The sequence below is a fragment of the Ktedonobacter sp. SOSP1-85 genome, assembly GCF_016587415.1.
In the GTDB taxonomy this organism is placed as follows: domain Bacteria; phylum Chloroflexota; class Ktedonobacteria; order Ktedonobacterales; family Ktedonobacteraceae; genus Ktedonobacter.
Genome location: NZ_BNJI01000002.1, coordinates 1880746 through 1897036 on the forward strand (window position 1 = coordinate 1880746; position 16291 = coordinate 1897036).

15 protein-coding genes and 1 pseudogene are annotated in these 16291 nt (G+C 52.7%); 4 read left to right on the plus strand and 12 right to left on the minus strand.

Annotated elements, in window-relative coordinates:
- Window positions 1-7: 7 nt before the first annotated feature.
- A complete protein-coding gene (locus tag KTE_RS36520; RefSeq protein ID WP_201390515.1) occupies window positions 8-1306 on the minus strand; it encodes an RNA-guided endonuclease TnpB family protein in 1299 nt (432 codons plus the stop codon).
- Window positions 1293-1877 (minus strand): IS607 family transposase, encoded by a 585-nt coding sequence (locus tag KTE_RS36525; protein WP_201387429.1) that lies wholly within the window; start codon window positions 1875-1877, stop codon window positions 1293-1295. The genes KTE_RS36520 and KTE_RS36525 overlap by 14 nt, the downstream gene beginning before the upstream one ends.
- Before the next feature lie 65 nt (window positions 1878-1942).
- On the opposite strand from KTE_RS36525, the pseudogene KTE_RS36530 reads away from it, so the two are divergent.
- Window positions 1943-2689, plus strand: a pseudogene (locus KTE_RS36530) (lyase family protein); the annotation flags it as partial.
- A gap of 32 nt (window positions 2690-2721) precedes the next feature.
- Here the strand turns inward: KTE_RS36530 and KTE_RS36535 are convergent.
- The 6 genes from KTE_RS36535 to KTE_RS48225 all read right to left on the minus strand — a co-directional run bounded on the left by KTE_RS36535 (window position 2722) and on the right by KTE_RS48225 (window position 6904).
- On the minus strand, window positions 2722-3537 hold the full coding sequence (locus KTE_RS36535) for a hypothetical protein (RefSeq protein ID WP_201390517.1): 816 nt from the start codon (window positions 3535-3537) through the stop codon (window positions 2722-2724).
- A 193-nt stretch (window positions 3538-3730) separates the two neighbouring features.
- On the minus strand, window positions 3731-4165 hold the full coding sequence (locus tag KTE_RS36540; RefSeq protein WP_201390519.1) for a hypothetical protein: 435 nt from the start codon (window positions 4163-4165) through the stop codon (window positions 3731-3733).
- 239 nt (window positions 4166-4404) lie between these two features.
- Window positions 4405-5625: a transposase gene (locus KTE_RS36545; protein WP_236600710.1), complete on the minus strand. Its 1221-nt coding sequence runs from the start codon at window positions 5623-5625 to the stop codon at window positions 4405-4407.
- Window positions 5622-6020 (minus strand): IS200/IS605 family transposase, encoded by a 399-nt coding sequence (gene tnpA / locus KTE_RS36550; RefSeq protein WP_201387317.1) that lies wholly within the window; start codon window positions 6018-6020, stop codon window positions 5622-5624. The genes KTE_RS36545 and tnpA overlap by 4 nt, the downstream gene beginning before the upstream one ends.
- A 57-nt stretch (window positions 6021-6077) precedes the next feature.
- A complete protein-coding gene (locus KTE_RS50090; RefSeq protein ID WP_374226848.1) occupies window positions 6078-6272 on the minus strand; it encodes a DUF3221 domain-containing protein in 195 nt (64 codons plus the stop codon).
- A gap of 71 nt (window positions 6273-6343) precedes the next feature.
- Complete coding sequence (locus KTE_RS48225; RefSeq protein WP_236600709.1) at window positions 6344-6904, minus strand: transposase; 561 nt, start codon at window positions 6902-6904, stop codon at window positions 6344-6346.
- Window positions 6905-7006: 102 nt separating this feature from the next.
- Between KTE_RS48225 and KTE_RS48230 the strand changes: the two genes are divergently transcribed.
- Window positions 7007-8305, plus strand: a complete 1299-nt coding sequence (locus KTE_RS48230) for a hypothetical protein (RefSeq protein WP_236600708.1) — start codon at window positions 7007-7009, stop codon at window positions 8303-8305.
- Between the two features lie 765 nt (window positions 8306-9070).
- Here KTE_RS48230 and KTE_RS36565 read toward each other — a convergent pair.
- A complete protein-coding gene (locus KTE_RS36565) occupies window positions 9071-9610 on the minus strand; it encodes a hypothetical protein (protein ID WP_201387311.1) in 540 nt (179 codons plus the stop codon).
- A 213-nt stretch (window positions 9611-9823) separates the two neighbouring features.
- Here KTE_RS36565 and KTE_RS36570 point away from each other — a divergent pair, with 213 nt between their 5' ends.
- Together KTE_RS36570 and KTE_RS36575 are read left to right on the plus strand one after the other, a co-directional pair.
- Window positions 9824-10042: a hypothetical protein gene (locus tag KTE_RS36570; protein WP_201387309.1), complete on the plus strand. Its 219-nt coding sequence runs from the start codon at window positions 9824-9826 to the stop codon at window positions 10040-10042.
- Between the two features lie 101 nt (window positions 10043-10143).
- Window positions 10144-12657 (plus strand): serine/threonine-protein kinase, encoded by a 2514-nt coding sequence (locus KTE_RS36575; protein WP_201390521.1) that lies wholly within the window; start codon window positions 10144-10146, stop codon window positions 12655-12657.
- Window positions 12658-12913: 256 nt separating this feature from the next.
- Here KTE_RS36575 and KTE_RS36580 read toward each other — a convergent pair whose 3' ends face one another.
- The 3 genes from KTE_RS36580 to KTE_RS36590 form a co-directional block, all read right to left on the minus strand.
- Window positions 12914-13795 (minus strand): carbohydrate ABC transporter permease, encoded by an 882-nt coding sequence (locus tag KTE_RS36580; RefSeq protein ID WP_201390523.1) that lies wholly within the window; start codon window positions 13793-13795, stop codon window positions 12914-12916.
- Between the two features lie 16 nt (window positions 13796-13811).
- The gene (locus KTE_RS36585) at window positions 13812-14798 is read right to left on the minus strand and encodes a carbohydrate ABC transporter permease (protein ID WP_201390524.1); all 987 of its coding nucleotides are present in this window, start codon (window positions 14796-14798) and stop codon (window positions 13812-13814) included.
- Between the two features lie 139 nt (window positions 14799-14937).
- Complete coding sequence (locus KTE_RS36590) at window positions 14938-16212, minus strand: ABC transporter substrate-binding protein (protein WP_201390526.1); 1275 nt, start codon at window positions 16210-16212, stop codon at window positions 14938-14940.
- Between the last annotated feature and the right edge of the window lie 79 nt (window positions 16213-16291).

The window sequence follows — 16291 nt, forward strand, 5'->3', positions numbered from 1 at the left end:
GTCGCGACTAGCGAAACCTGACAGGAGCCAGGATTTTCTCGCGAGCGGGTTTGTGAGGGAATGACTTCCTCACCGGATGGACTACCGGCAGATGGACCCTGCACTCCCCATCCTCTACTCCCTTGCGCTCGAAAGCTCCAGGAGCTACTTTGCGGATAATATTCCCTGCGCCATTGACATCAGCATGGATGACTCGCCCATCGGCTGCTCGATACAGTCCCCGCTCGATGCGCTTGCCGCTAAACTGGTAGGCCACCTGCTCGACTTTGCGATACACGGGCAGGGGGTCGAGATCAAGCAAGCTGGCTTTGCTCGTGTACGACTCTTCGGTGAGGATCACGCGAATGCCGACCAGTTCCGCTTTATACTGCAGCATCTCAATGAAGCGCGCATGCGGGATCTGCACAAAGTGCTGATTGGTGCGCTTCCCTAGGCGGATCGCTTGTTTTTGCAACGGATTCTTGCCGATGATCAACGTCCCGATCCCCTCGGCGACCAAAAGATCAATCAGGAAGCGGCTGGCCGTATGCAGGTCGTGCTCGATCCGCCGGTTGCGTCGAGTCGTCAACTGTTCCACGCGCCGACTTCGGCCAGGATGTCCCAGGGATTTCTGGAGCACTGCTCGTTGTTTGTTATAATACTGGTTACAGGACTTGATGCCGCGCCCGTTAACAATCACCGGAACAAAGCCTGGTTTGTTTGAAGTTAGCGTGGCCAGATTATCCATACCCGGATCGAGTCCGGCGAGCAGATCAGGATCAACCGCCGTGACGGTGGGTTCGTGTTCAGAGGTGACCTCGACCACGACATAGCCCACTTTGGGAACCACGCGCACCTGCGCGATGGCTTTGGGGTCTTGCCGGGTTTTCACCTGGATGCCCAGTTGCGAGGGCTGGATGATCCCCCGATCCAGGGTCCGTTTGCCCCGGCTCACCGCTTGCATGGTATAGACGAGCAGGTTACGCCCCTTCGCCTTGGGCAAGTACGTTGGGAGGTGAGGACGCCCCACGAACTTTGCCGGGATCTCTCGATACACCAGAAGCGCCGCCCAGAAACTCGACCAGGCGGTGCAGACCTGCTTGAGCACCTGTTGCGCGACTTTGGCAGGCAACGCCCGGTATGCCTCGTGCTCTTGCATCCGCTTATCCAGCGCAGGATAGGAGAGGCTGGTGTTGGTCAAAAAGAACGTTTGACGCAACGCATAGAGGGCGGCATTGTAGAGATTCTTGGAGGCAAAACAGGCTGCATCCACGCAGGCAAAGCGCGGATCGGTCTGCGCAATCACATGCTTTTCAACCAGGTGCATCTTGCGCCTCCAATTCCTGGACAATGCGCTCGGTCTTTCGTTTCGCTCGACGCTGCCCATAGCGTCTGGCACAGAAGCTATAAATGATGCTCGTCAGGTCGGTGAGCAGATCTTCGGTCTCATTTTCGGCCTGATTGACCACCTCAATTTCCCGCCCGCAAGCGGTGAGGAGCGTCTCAATATAGCGAAAGCCAAAGCGCGTCCCCCGGTCTTTGTGTTCAATGACAATCCGCCCGACGTTGGGATCAGCCAGGAGCGCCAGAAACTTGGGCCGATTGTCGTTGACCCCCGAACCAATTTCTTTGACCACCTTGCTCACCTGATAGCCACGAGCCGCACAGTACGCCACGAGCCGCTCCGCCTGACTGTCCAGGTTCGCCTTGTTCTCGGCTGAGGAGACGCGGGTGTACACCACCGTCACAGCTTTCACCGGGCTGGCGGATCTTGCAGGTTCATCGATCAGGATCGTGTGCGCTCCCACGCGTCGACCCTGAATCTTGCCGTCTCGGAACCAGCGCCAGGCCGTCTCATAGCGGACCCCTTGTTGTTTTGCGTAATCACTGAGTTTCATAGGAAAAGTGTACCAGGATTCTCAGTGATTGTCAAGGATTCGCTATATCTTCGATGATCTGTTTCAATACCTTACCAGATTTTGGACCCAGGATCGCCGCGGAAATTACCCACTTGACGGGGCATCCCTTTGTCAGCGCACCCAACAAATTTGCCGCCCAGGGATCGCTGGATGCCATGGTCAATGCCAGCGCAGCCCTACGCGCCCTTGCAGTCGCACTCATGAAGATTGCTAATGATCTGCGTTGGCTTGGGTGTGGTCCTCGCGCAGGCCTGCACGAACTGAATATCCCGGCCAATGAGCCAGGCTCCTCCATTATGCCCGGCAAGGTTAATCCCACGCAAGAAGAGGCCATGGTCATGGTGTGTATTCAGGTTATCGGCGATGATAACGTGGTCGCTATCGCTGGCTCCCAAGGGAACTTCGAGCTCAACGCCATGCGACCCATCATCATCAATAATGTGCTCCACTCAGCGCGCATCCTGGGCGATGCCTGCGAGAAACTGCGCCAATACAGCATTGAAGGGATCACGCCAGATACAGAGAAGATCAATACCTACGTCAATGAGTCGCTGATGCTGGTGACAGCCCTGAGTCCGGTCATAGGCTATGATAAAGCCTCAGCCATCGCCCATAGGGCGTTTGACACTCATACCACCCTGCGCGAGGCCGCGCTTGCCAGCGGCTACATCAGCGCCGACGAGTTTGACCGTGTTGTAGTACCCGCACAGATGGTTGGAGACCCCCACAGGGACCTACAAACAACGCATAAGGACCTTTTTGCAGAAGTAGAGAAAGCAAAATCGAGATAGTCGAGGAAGCTCGCTTCCTCGACTATCTCGATCTACTTGAGATCGTCATAGAAATGATCCCGGCAGGAACATAAGGTCTGGTTGAGATAGTACACACTTTCGTGGTATTGACGCTGAAGCAGGAGCGCTGGAAAAGAGAACTCGCGCTGCTGCGAGAGCAGTTGAAGAGCGAGTTCAGGTCCATCAATATCAAAGGCAGCAAGCTGATAGGTCGCAATGCGCTGCCTTTGATTCTGCCACGCGGAGGTCAGGACCTGCTCAACTTCCTGGTAGGTAAAGTGCTGCTGGTTGGGGAGCCGCTGTTTCGCACGATACCAGTACATATTCACGCGAGGTGCGCTTGAAAGAAGCAGCGCATGCAGGTGCTCGCTCAATTCAAGATTGCGCCAGAGGGCCTGGAGATGCAGGGTCGAGAACATTTGCGCATCCTGATACTCGCCACCCTTAGGATTGCTAGCCTGCGCCATTAGTAGCTGCTCGGTCGCATGCAAGCGCGTGTAGGAGTAATGGAGATTACGTAAAACGACCTCAAGTTGGAGAAGGCAGAGTGCCAACGAGCGAAAAACCTCTTCAAAAGCGGTCTCAACCTGTCCCCTTGCGTGCGTAGGAGGCTCAGTATAGGCAACATCGTACATATCTCCAGGCTGGACATCACCGGAGAGATGAGTATATTCGGTACTGAGCACGGCACTGGCTACTGAACCAATAGCTAAGGGAATACCCGCATTGAGCATCTCCGAACCCTCATAGAAGCAGAGCGTGCTTGCAACGGCCAGATTGCTACTGAGATCTCTAGTCGCGCCCACACAGGCCTGTAAACGCTGTTTGTGCTGTTGCGTAAACTGCATATTCGCCTCCCAATTCTTTTCGCTCACAATTATTGAGATAACAACCCGCTGACTAGAAATAACATACTGACCCGCTCCAAAGTGGACTATAGCGCTTCTTCTACATTTAAACAGGCAAACAAAGGCGAGATGGTTGAGGAAGCGACCTTCCCCAACCATCTCGCTTTATTCTATGCTATTGTGCTCGCCCATCTTAGCTTTCAGACTCGCCTGGCTTGCGTGAAGCATCGTCTGTCTCCTCCTCCACCAACACGTCTTGCGCCTCAACTTTGATCATACGCAAGAAGGCCTCGACCGTTTCAACGGCCTCGTTGGCGCTGGGCAATACTGGCTCCTGCGCCGGATCCTGGCGCTGCCGCTTCCAGGGCAGGCGGGCAAAAAACTTCTGGGCCGCACCCTCTTCTGCCCGTATATAAACAGCTTTCTCGGCTTGAGCTGCCACCGAGGTATTGCCATAGTAACAGCGTGTACAGATCAACCACATCTGCGCCGCCCCGCTCAACCCGCTATGCGTGCGTCCACTCTCAACAACATGCAGCTCACAGGCCCCACCCCCACAACGCGAGCAGACCGCGCAGGCCATATGTGCAGCCGTCAAACCTTCACAAATACATTGGTAACAGATCACGCTTAGCCTCCTCTGGTTTCCTGAGCGAATAGCCTCCAATTTCAGCACCTACCATCCCCTTTCGACCACTCGCCAGCAAAACTATGAAATCCTCCCCCAGAAGTAGGGCCAGGCATAATCTATGCTTTCCTTTTAAAGCCTTTGGGATCCCGCAAATAGGCGTCGAGGTCAGGGTCTTCCTGCTCCTCCCAAGACTCATCAACTACGTGAACGTACCTCCCCATAGAATGGAGAGGCTTCTACGCAGTTGCCCGCGTTGGCCGCGTCCCGACCGAAAGCTGTTTTCGTCCGATACCGAGGATGACCTTCGCTGAGGCCGTATCCCGATCCAGTTCACACCCACACGTACAAGAATGCCACCGCTCTTCTAACGTCTTCTTGCGTACATTCCCGCAATTCGGGCAAATCTGGCTGGTGTACTTAGGATCAACTTGTACGAGAGTACGCCCGGCCCATGCTGCCTTGTACGTACACATTCCCACAAATTGACTCCAACCAGCGTCGGCTATTGATTTGTTTAATCCCGCTTTGGCTGCCGCCCCATTAGGCAAATACTGTCCTGTCTCTTCGTCCTGCTTCGGCTTGGGCTGTTTCACCAGATTGGCCATGGTGAGATCCTCAAGCACGATCACTTGATAGCGATTGACGAGCTTTCTTGAGGCTTTGTGAGCGAAGTCGGCACGCTGATTGCGGACCTTACGATGGGCCTTTGCCACGCGCTTCACTGCCTTCGCTCTGCGATGACTGCCGCGCTTCTTGCGAGACAAGGACTCTTGTAGCTTCTTGAGCTTGTTCTCTGCTCTCCGATAATGGCGCGGGTTCTCAAGGAATTCACCATTGGACAAGGCGGCAAAGTGAGTCACACCCAGGTCTATCCCTACATCCTCATAGCTGCTAGGCAAGGCTTCCGGCTTGTCCACTTCGCAGCTAAAACAGGCATACCAATGCTCTCCCTCGCGCTTGATGGTCAAGGTTTTGACTTTGCCTATCATGTCTCGATGCAGGTGCAGTTTCACTGTTCCAATCTTCGTCAATTTCAGATTGACTCTGACCATGCCCTTCTTATCAGGCGGGCGTGTTTGTTGATCCAATTTCCAGCCAGCGCCGTCCGGGTAGGTAAACGAGTTATAGCGGTTACGACCCTGAAAACGCGGGTATCCTGGTTTCTGGCCTTTGGCACAGCGATCAAAAAACCGTTGAAATGCCTTGTCCAGTCGTTTTAACACATCTTGCAGGACATGAGCAGCGATATCCTGATACTCTTCTCTGATCTTTGCCTTGATCTCTGGAAGGACATTTTGTTGATCATAGTAGGTGATCGATTTGCCCACCATACGGTAAGCATCCTTCCTCTCGGAAAGACCCGCATTGTAGAGTTCTCGACAACGTGCCAGAACCCAATGGAGTTTGTTCTCCACCGTCTTATTGGGAGCTAAACGGTACTTGTACGTTTTTCTCATGTCCCTTGTCCCAACTCGATATATTTTTTGACGGTTTCCTCGGTCATGTCTCCGACGATGCCAACGTAGTAACTGCGAGACCAGAAATTCCCACCCCACAGTTGTTTTTTGACTTCGGGATGCTGCTTAAAGACTTGTCTCGCAGTAATCCCTTTGAGGGTATTAACAATGAGAGAGGGCGCAATAGCGGGTGGCGCACTCAAAAAGAGGTGAACGTGGTCTTCCTGTACATTGAGTGCGCCGATCTCCCAAGTATTCGCCTCACATAATCGCCTGATTTCTTCCTCAATAAACGTGGCGATATTCCCCACCAGAATAGTCTTGCGATACTTGGGACACCATACAAAATGGTATGCTATTTTATATGTGGCATGCTTCGTATGTTGTTCTCTCATACGCTCTATTCTAGCATGGTATGCCATACCATGCTAGAATAGAGCGAGAGGGGCCGCCTAACCCCTGCCTGAAGGCGAGGGGAATGCGGCGGCCCGGCCTTCAAAAATGACAACATCAGTCACATCCTGAAGCTGCCCAGGATAACTCAAAGTCGTTATGCCACTGCTGGACCATACCTTGACCTTTTGCCCAACTTTCAGATCACTCAATGACCTTCGTTGGGCTGTATGACATGCTGTTCCTTGCTGCATATACACATGGACAAAAGAATTCACGAAGATAAGTGTATCTACCGTTGCAAAAACAGGATACTATGCGATGTTCACGCACTCGAGAGCACGTCCTTCCTCAGCTGAGACGTCGAAAGGATGGCGAGCACCCCTCTGGGCTGAGAGGTGCGCAGTGCGATGGCGTAGGACCATCCGGCATAGTAAACATGTTTGCCCTCAGGCGAGCGGGGTGTGATCCCCTGCGACGGCAACAGCAGCGTCGCCTCCTGCCCGCTATACAAGCAGGAGTTGACCTCCGGAGAGGTCATGCGGTACGACTCGTACCGCCGGGTTTGCTGAGAGGTGAGGAGAAAGGCCATGCCCAGCCGAGCAATGTTGAGCGACGCCGCGTAATCCCTCGCCCCGTTCCACAGGCACTCGGCGTTCGAGCAGCAGAGCATCGGCCCCCACGCCACGGCCTTCTTCCGGTCCTCTGGTGCAGCAGAGGCGTACGTCCTGGCCGGCTCACCACAGCGAGGACAGGTGTGGGTCGTGCCACGCGCTTCCACCTGCCGCGCCCGGATGCCCAACAGGTGGCACTTGTACTTGAGGACACGCCAGAGCTCGCCTCGCACAGTGCTATTGTTGCGCCAGTTGCGGAAGCGTCCCCGCACCCCACGGCCACGCCCCTGCGTCTTGAGCGTCCTGAGGTCTTCTCCGCAGATGAGCCGGCAGTCGGAGAGCAGCGCCAGTAGGATCAACAGGTTGGAGGCCAGGTGCGCCAGTTCGCGGTTTCTCCGCTCGTAGCTCTTCCAGCACTGGCTGATGCGCGCATCGTACTCCCGGACGCGCTGCTGCCAGCCCGCAAGATGCGCGGGGAGCGGGGCTCCATGCTCCTGCTGGGCGGCCTGGGCCTCCTTGACGAGCTGCCCGTAGCGATCGCGGCAGGCCTTGAGCCGATCAATCTCCCTTCGCAAGCGCGCCTGCCTGCCATCGATGCCGCCCGTATCCAGGAACAGTGGACGGCTCACCTGCCGATACCGCTCCTCGTCGCCCTCCTCCGGCGGTTGCAGGATCGAGACCGTGATCAGCGAGCGCACCCCCCAGTCCCAGCCCAGCACGCGCGTCTCCTGCTCGAGCGGAGAGACGTACCTGGCCGATACCTCCAGGGTGAGATCGAGCACGGCCACACGGCTGCCATCGTCGCCCCGGATCTCTCTCAAGGTCGGCGCCTGGGAGAGAGCCCCTTGCGCGAGGAGCGCGCAGACGGCAGGGGGCAGCGCGATGGCCTGGCTCCAGGCACCCCAGCTCCATTTCCCCTGGTCATCGGGGGTGCGCAGTCGCAGCGAGAGCGATGCGAGTTGTCGCTCTTGCCGGCTCTCGAGATCGCAGCCCGGGGCCAGCTCGATGCGTGCCCGATAGGTCTGACCGGCCTTCATGCCGTCGTCTCCGGCAAAGGTCAGGTGACCAACCGACAGGACGGGCACGGGTTGAAGGGCTTCATAGGTGCGAGGGAACGCTCCGGTGTGCAGGTACCAGTTGCAGGCCTGTGCCATGAGATTGGTCATGGCCACAAACGCCTCAGCATCCTCCCCGGCATCCTGCAGCTGTGCGCGCAGGGTGCTGACCTGCTCGGTGATCTGCCGGTGATCTTTTCTGGCGGGCCGCTTGCCTTGGGCGGGGATGATCAAGCCCTCGGAGAGCAGGGGCACGATCGCCTCGAAGACGCGCTTGCGGCTGGCCTGCGCGCGCAGGATGCGGCCCGCCTGCTCCATCTCGCAGCGCTCTTGCCGGCTGCCGTGACCAGAGCGGGTGAGCAGGTGGCGCTCGACCTGCTTCCAGGCAGGACCAGCCCTCTCGCCAGCAAAGGCATCGAGTTGGGGCCAGAGCGTGGTGATGATCTGGTTGATGGCGAGGCGGCTGGCATCGAGGAGCCGCAGGGCCTGAGCTTGCATGCCATCGGGCACGCGGATGGGGAACGAGAGCGTGTGCGTTTTGACCACCTGCGTCCTCCTGGCTTCCTCCTGGGTTCTGACCCCGCGAGACAATTCGCTGCCGGGCCATCGATGCGTTGACCTCGATACCTGAAGTATACGAAAAATCAACATGTGTTGCAACTGTCAGCAACCCTGCCTTGAGTATTGCCTCGAGTGATAAGGCCAATCGTTGTTGAGCCAGTTTCTGATGCCGGGGAAATGGTTTGGACTATTCCTGTCAGGTTTTCCTTGCTACATGGTACTTGCATGCTGGCCATGAGCCGAGGAAGGAAGAGAGCGGTCAGTGAACCGATAAGGACGAAAGTAATCAAAAGTGGGATCCAGATTTTGGGTAATGAGAAACGTCGCAACAGCAATGGACTTCTAAAAATAGCTGTATTCCTCCTAAAATGCTCTTTTCTCTGAAGGAGATGTACACCAGAGCTCTGAAGTTCCCATAGAGGAGAGGCCTGCATGGACAGGGGAGAACGTGTCTATCAGACAAACAAGGAGCAGCCTCAGTGACCTGCTCATGACGGAACACTCGATCGCGATTGAACGTGCATCGTCGTTGCATTCCAGATGCACAGATATTTTTTCTTTACCGTAGTAAGGCCCTGATCAAACGCCGTTTCTCTTGCCTACTATGTGGGTTTGTCCCTCCGAGAAGAAGTGTACCTGAGAGTATTAAAAAAATACAAGTTTCTGCCGCATATCTTGGCTCTTGTCCACTTTGGATACTGGTGGCGAAGTCGAGGTTCACGCTTGGGATTCAATGAATTCAAGCTGACATGAGCATCATTTTTGACTTCGCCACCAGTATCCAAAGTGGACAAGAGCCGTTTTAATGTTGGGATTTGCATTTTAGGAATAAGGCATGCTGATAAAGATTGTGAGGGTTACATCAGGATAAGCTTGTAGATGAGACCTGAAGTTCCCTGTGCGAGTGAAAACGAGTGTCGTGGTGGTGTAAGGCGCCATTGTGAATGGTGCAAAACCATCTGGTGTATCGCTTACGAGCGTCTGGGGATTGGCTGAATCGTTCTGAATAAACACCTGTCCTCTTGCCCGAGGAGGTACAGAGAGGTATGGCTGGGTAATGTAGGCAACCGGGCGATCAACAGCAGAGTGAATGGTTGTGCTATTACCATACTCCTGCTCTTGCACCTGTGTTATTGCACCTCCACTATGACTCACAAATGCCGCAAAATCTCCCTGGCTAACGGTAGGAGTTGGCATTGTTGTCGGCATAGTGGTAGGAGTGGCTGTGGTAGGAGCTGCTGTTCCCGTCTGGGTACCAGCAGGAGGCAGGTATCCCTGACCTGCTGTCCCGCAAGCAGATAAAAAGAGAAGAAAACATACAAGACCGAAGAATGACATACTCAAGAATAATTTTTTAGGCATTGGCATAAAATCCTTTCAAAAACATAGAGAAAATGTTATGGTTGATAATTAAACGCACAATACCAGGATATGCTGTGTATCAGATTACTTTCTTGTAAATACAAATATTTCAGGGTCAAGGAGCCCAAGGAGATCTTCAGTGGCGGCAAGGTCCACGCAGGTCTGCTTCCCGTCTCTGGCTAAGAAACGGTTGCCAGGCTGTTCCTCACATTGATGCGCAAAGTGCCAGCAAGCCATACCCTTTTCATCGAGGAGGTGAATGGTACGCCTGCGCTTCTGTCCTGGAGCGCTTCACAGCTCAACTGGGTATTGACACTCGATATCCTCGATAATGTCATTGTGGGATTGTACAGCATTTTGAATCCTGATAAGCTGGCCTTTCTGCAACGCCAACTGGAAGAACGGCGAGGCCAACAAGAGCACAACACATAGTAATCTTTTTCTCTATTCCATGTTAATATGTAAATGCATAAATGTATATGATGGTGAAATTGAGCTAAGCGATATGAAAAAGCATAAAGGAGATTCAGTTCATGAGCCATATTCCCCGACGCATTGGGAAATATGAATTGCAGGAGCTTTTGGGAAGTGGTGGGATGGCAGAGGTATGGAAAGCTCTTGATACTCAATTGCATCGCTATGTCGCTATAAAATTACTGCATGCAAATTTACATGCAGACCCGGATTTTATCTCTCGTTTTACTCAGGAAGCGCAGATGGTTGCAGCCCTGCGTCACCCAAACATTGTACAAATCTATGACTTTCATATATCGGAATCAACTGAGACTGAAGATACACCAGCCTATATGGTTATGGAGTATATCCAGGGTCAGACCCTGGCTCATTATATCCGCACTACGTCACAGCAGAAGAATTTTCCTTCTGCTAACGATATTATTCAGCTCTTTACCCCTATTAGCCTGGCTTTAGATTATGCACATCGGCAAGGCACAATCCACCGTGATATTAAACCGGCGAATATTTTGCTTGACCAAAAGAATCGGACGCATAATCCAATGGGTGAGCCGATTCTCTCAGATTTTGGTCTGGCCAAGGTGATGGATGCTCCTTCCCGAACAGTAGCCGGAATGGTATTTGGCACTCCCCTCTATATTTCTCCTGAGCAGGTGCAGAATGGATTAATAAGCAACCGCACCGACCTTTATTCTCTGGGCATTGTTCTCTATGAACTGTTTACCTCGCAGCCACCTTTTTCGGGTGGGAGTTCGAGTCATATTATGCTCCAGCACGTTCTTGAAGAGCCCACTGATCCACGCAGCATTAATCCCGACCTCTCCTCTGCGTTATCAGAAGTTCTCCTTAAAAGCATCGCCAGAGATCCACAGGATCGTTTCTCCAGCGCTGCTGCTATGACCGCCGCGGTGGCGGAGGCACTCGATCTCCCAGTGCCAGAAGCTGTGCGGCTGGCACTTGCCTCGACACATCAAGCGCAAGGATCAACGAATGATGCACAACCAGTTGATCAAGAAGCCGCGACGGTAATTACTTCGCCCCCTGCGGCTATGCTGGGCCAGCAAAAGCTGAATGCGGTTGTTGATGAAGATGCAGCGAAAGTCGATCTGCTCTCAGCAGAAAGGGTGGAGGGCACTAGTGGCCCCCTGAATTTGCCAGATTCTGAACCGCCATTGGCAGGAGTCGCAACCAGTGACAAAATAGCGACTGCTGATATCCTTGACTCCGGAGCAACTCTTCTCTCCAAACCGGGCCAACAAGTGCCTGATGATGATGAGCAATCCGAAGCAGCTGCTCAAAGTGATGCCAGGGAGGGGCAGACGGTTGCAATACCAGTAAGGCCCACATTCTCATCTCCTTCAAAGATGCCACCGGTAGCCCCCCTACCGTCACATGCACCAGGAGCGCAAAAGCACCAGAGGATGCGTATAGTGATCGCGGCCCTATTCATTAGTATCTTGATTGTGGCGGGGTCAGGCGTGTTCTTTCTCCTGCAAACGCCGCATAAGGCCACCACGACCACCAGCACAAATAGCACTGTTGGGCAGGCTTTCTTTCTCAGTAGCGTAAATATGGACCAGGATACGGCCAGGGGAAACAACAGTAAATTAGAACTAGATCTCAAATCCATTCCAGCCGCTCAAAATGGGAAGAGCTATTATGCCTGGTTACTGCCTGATAAAAATCAGCCTGAAGGGGCGCCTATCCTCCTGGGACAACTTATAGCGAAGGATGGAACTATTCATTATATCTACCCAGGCAATAGTGATACCTCAGATTTGCTTGCGATGACCAGTCGTTTTCTCATCACCGAAGAAAGTTCCACCATCACACCGGATATCCCTTCTCCTGATCTTAATGCCTGGCGCTATTATGCAGAGATTCCTCAAATGGTGCCCGCCGGTCAGCAGTATAGTTTGCTTAGTCATGTCCGTCACCTGCTGGCGGATGACCCTGACCTCATGTCCCTCCATCTGTCTGGAGGGTTGGATATCTGGGCCAACCGAAATATATACGAGGTTGCTCAGTGGTCTAAAGGGGCGCAGAACGATTGGAAGGCAAAGAATTTTGATGCGATGCACCAGCGTATCGTATCCATTCTTGATTACCTTGATGGAGCCTCATACGTTAAGCAAGATGTGCCAGCGGGTACCCCTCTCTATGCCAATCCCCTGGATGCCCAGGTTGGTTTGCTTAACCTTAATTCCGGAAGTCAAGGTCATCCCAGCTATCTGTATCATATCGCGCTTCATCTCAATGGTGTGCTTTCCTCACCCGGTTCTACTCAGTATCAACGTTCACTAGCATTACAAATCAACACGGGCCTCAGTAACGTAAAATTAGAGTTAGTGCAAGTACGGCTGGATGCCATTCAACTGGTGCATATGAACAATGCCCAACTGGCTCAGCCTTCGTCTCTTGCTCTTCTGAATGATATCGTAACGCGGTCCAATATCGCTTACGCAGGTCAACTAGATACAGCCACTCGCCAGGTAAAGATACTGGGTATGACGCAGATTTACCAGGATAACCAGCGGTTGGCTACCTTTGAGATTAAACCTTATCGATCGTGACGACTCCCCACGTACACATGCGGGGCCTTCTCAGGTGGCTTGCATTTCCCGAAGGCTCCGTCCTAGTCAAAGCTGTTTTGAACTTGTCCCACTTCATTCGGCCTAATTTACTACTTATCCGAAAACCTGAGCGCGAAGCGCTAGGCACGCCAGTGACGTTGGGTTTCGGAAGAAGATCTTAACACCTGTTTTGAGGCACTGGTCAAGTACCCGTCCTCTTGCAGGGGACGGGTACTTGCAGAAAGACTCACCTTTGTTACCCTTTCAAGCCGCTTTGTGTATAGCCCTGGACGATGTAACGCTGAAAGAAGAGGAAGAGGAGCACCAGGGGGAGGATGCCGATGGCCGCCGCCATAAATATCTCATGCAGAATAATCGTCTGAGACGTCTCGAACGTAGAGATGACCACCTGAACAGTTTGATCCGAATCGTTCTGCGCATTCACAAGAGGCCAGAGAAAAGAATTCCAATTGGCAATCAGCCCCGTAATACCGAGAGCAGCGAAAATGGGAAGCGAGTTCGGAACAACGATACGCCAATAGATGCCCCAATAGCCAAGCCCATCGACATGCCCTGCTTCCTCAAGTTCCCGTGGAAAACTCAAGAAGAACTGGCGAAACAGAAAAGTCGTAAAGCCGCTAAACAGACTAGGAATAATCAAGCCCTGTAACGTCCCGATCCAACCAATGTATGAAACGACAATATACGTTGGCAGAAAAGTGACCGCACCCGGAATCATCATCGTACCCAGAACCGCGCCAAACACAACAGTGGACCAGCGAGAAGGAATACGCGCCATCGCATACGCCGCCAGCGACGTGACAAGTACCTGCCCGACCGTACCCAGAACAGCCATCAACGCAGAATTTTGTAAACCAACAAGGATCGACGTAGAGCTATCACTAAACAGCTCTTGAATATTCTCAAAGTGGAGGACATTGGGAAAGAGGACACCAAGGCGAATATCCTGCTCGGTTGCCAGACTATTGCGTAGAATTAAATAAAAAGGAACCAGAAAAAGCCCTGCCAGAAAAATGAGCAGCGCATAGCGTAGCACAACGCTCACAATAGATCTTACTGACCTGGCAGCCCTGACGGAACGCTTATCGGCCTTTTGCTTCGAAATCGTCAATGACATAAGCTATTCCCTTTCTTCACGACTGTACTTTGCCAAAGCCAAACACTTTTGCCTGCACAACAGTAAACACAATAATAATGACTGCGAGAATGATTGCACCTGCGCTCCCGCGACCATAATCTTGCGAACCCAGAGCGACCTGGAAGATATAGAGGAGCGGCGGTCGTCCCAGAGACGCATTGCCACTGGACGCCGTACTCCCCATAATGTTGTAGAACTCATCGAACGCTTGATAGGCTGCGATCAAGTTCAGAATCAGAATGGCAACCGAAGTGTTGCGTAGCAAAGGAAAGGTTATATAGCGGAAAGTGGTCCAACCACGCCTGGCACCATCGACCGTAGCGGCTTCATACAGTTCCTGCGGGATCGTTTGCAACCCTGCGATAAAAAGCAACATATAGACGCCAACCTGTATCCAGAGACGGAGCGTGACCAGTACAATCCAGTAGTACGGGGGATTTGGGCTGGAAATCCAGGTGTTAATAGGATCCATATGCAAGGAGGTCAAAATGGTGTTGGCAAACCCCGTAGGGAGACCATTGAAGATATCGAGCTTCCAGATGAGCGAGGCCACGACATAAGAACAGGCCGTTGGAAGAAAGAACACGGAACGGAAGAATGGCTGGGCAAAACGAATACCGTTGACCAGGAGCGCAAGTCCAAGCGAAAGCGCAAAAGTGGTCGGTATAATGAAAAGCGCGAAGAGCGTGATCGTGACCAGAGCTTGCTGATAGGCTGTATCATTGAGTATGCTGGCATAATTGGCCAGGCCAACAAATTGTGTTGGTGCTATGGTGCTGCGGGCATCGAAGAAACTGAGGAAGATGCTCCAGAGAATAGGGATATAGACAAACACCGCCAGACCAATTAGGAGAGGTGCCGCAAAACCCCAGAAGGCGAGCTCAATCTTGAGACGTTTTCGTAGCGTAGAGCGTTTCCCTCTCTGTTTCACGTCCAGAGGTGCCTCTGGTTGAGCAGGTGAAATGACTTTGGTGGACTCCATACAGCTATCCTTCCTGAAAGGCACCTGTTGGTATGAACCAGTAAATTCAGTCCAGTACACTGCCAGGTATCGATATGGTCATAGGCCTGCAGGGGAGCATGAAACATTCCGCCAGGTTTGTTCATGCTCCCCGATAAAACTACTTTACAATCCTTTGTAACTCGGCCTGGCACTTTGCTTCTGCTTTTGCCAACTCAGTTTTGGCATCGGCACCATTTTTGACGATATTGGTGACGGCATCTGTAAGTGCTGTACCCATGGTCGTATCCCAGGCGGGAGGATTGGGCTTGCCATATTGGTTGAGGATACTTACAGCATCTGCGGCTGGCCCGCTTTGCAACTTGGTTGCGCTGGCGGCAGCGCTCTTCCGTGGTGGAAGATGGAAGCCGTAATTCAGACTCCAATCCTGCTGATCTTTCGTATTATCAATCCAGAGCGATTTTGTAAACGCTTTGGCCTCCTGCACATGCTTACCTTTGGCTGCAACCATCGCACCCCAACCACCAGAAAATGTCGCTGGTGTCCCCTGTGCATCAAGTTTTGGCCAGGCGATGACTCCAAAGTCATCACCAAGAGCTTTGATAATAGCCGGCATTGACCATAAGCCACCCCACTGCATAGCAGTCGCTCCACTAATGAAAGCGCCAGGATCCGCCCAGTCAGTGGTATAACCCAGCAGCAGACTCTTCGACTGATAGAGCTCGCGCACCTTTTTATAAGCCAATACAGTCCGATCATTATTGAACACGATCTTATTATCCGCCGTCAGAAAGTCGCTACCAGCAGACCAGGGAGCGATCTGTTGCAATGCACCAATGCCACCATCGTTACCAATGAAGAGGCCCTTCTGATTGCCAGTTGTCAGCTTGTTCGCTGCATCGATCAACGCATCCATAGTCTCAGGTGGATTGACTCCAGCCTTTGCAAGTATACTTTTGCGGTAGTAGAGCAAACCAGTATCTACAATCATCGGAATGGCATAAACTTTTCCGTTGTATGTGTAGGGTATAAGGCTGGAAGCGGAAAAGTCATCTTTCACAGGAGCAAGGATATCATCCAGTGGCTCAATCAATCCTGCATTTACCTGATCTGCCTTCAGCCACCCTTCAAAGGTATCAGGAGGATTCCCACTCAATAAGGCCGCATTGAGGGGAGTGAAATAATCGCCAGGTTTCCAGACGAGGTTGATGGAGGTTTGCGTGTACTCCTTTGCGTAACGCTTGGCGGCCTCCTCGGTGCCCGCTTCACCATACTGGTGGTACCACTGCTGTAACACCAACTGGCCATTACCACCGGTACTACCCGGCGTGGTATTACCACAGGCAGCTAGAAAAGCGGCACTCGCCGCCGCTGCGCCGGTGGCCTGTAAAAAACGCCGACGGTTGATTTTGTCGAGAATCGTTTGAGTGTCCATGAAGAATCTTCAACCTTTCTGCATCATCGCAAATAAACCTAACAATGTAAATGGCCCTTGCCAGTAAAAGCCCTGACAG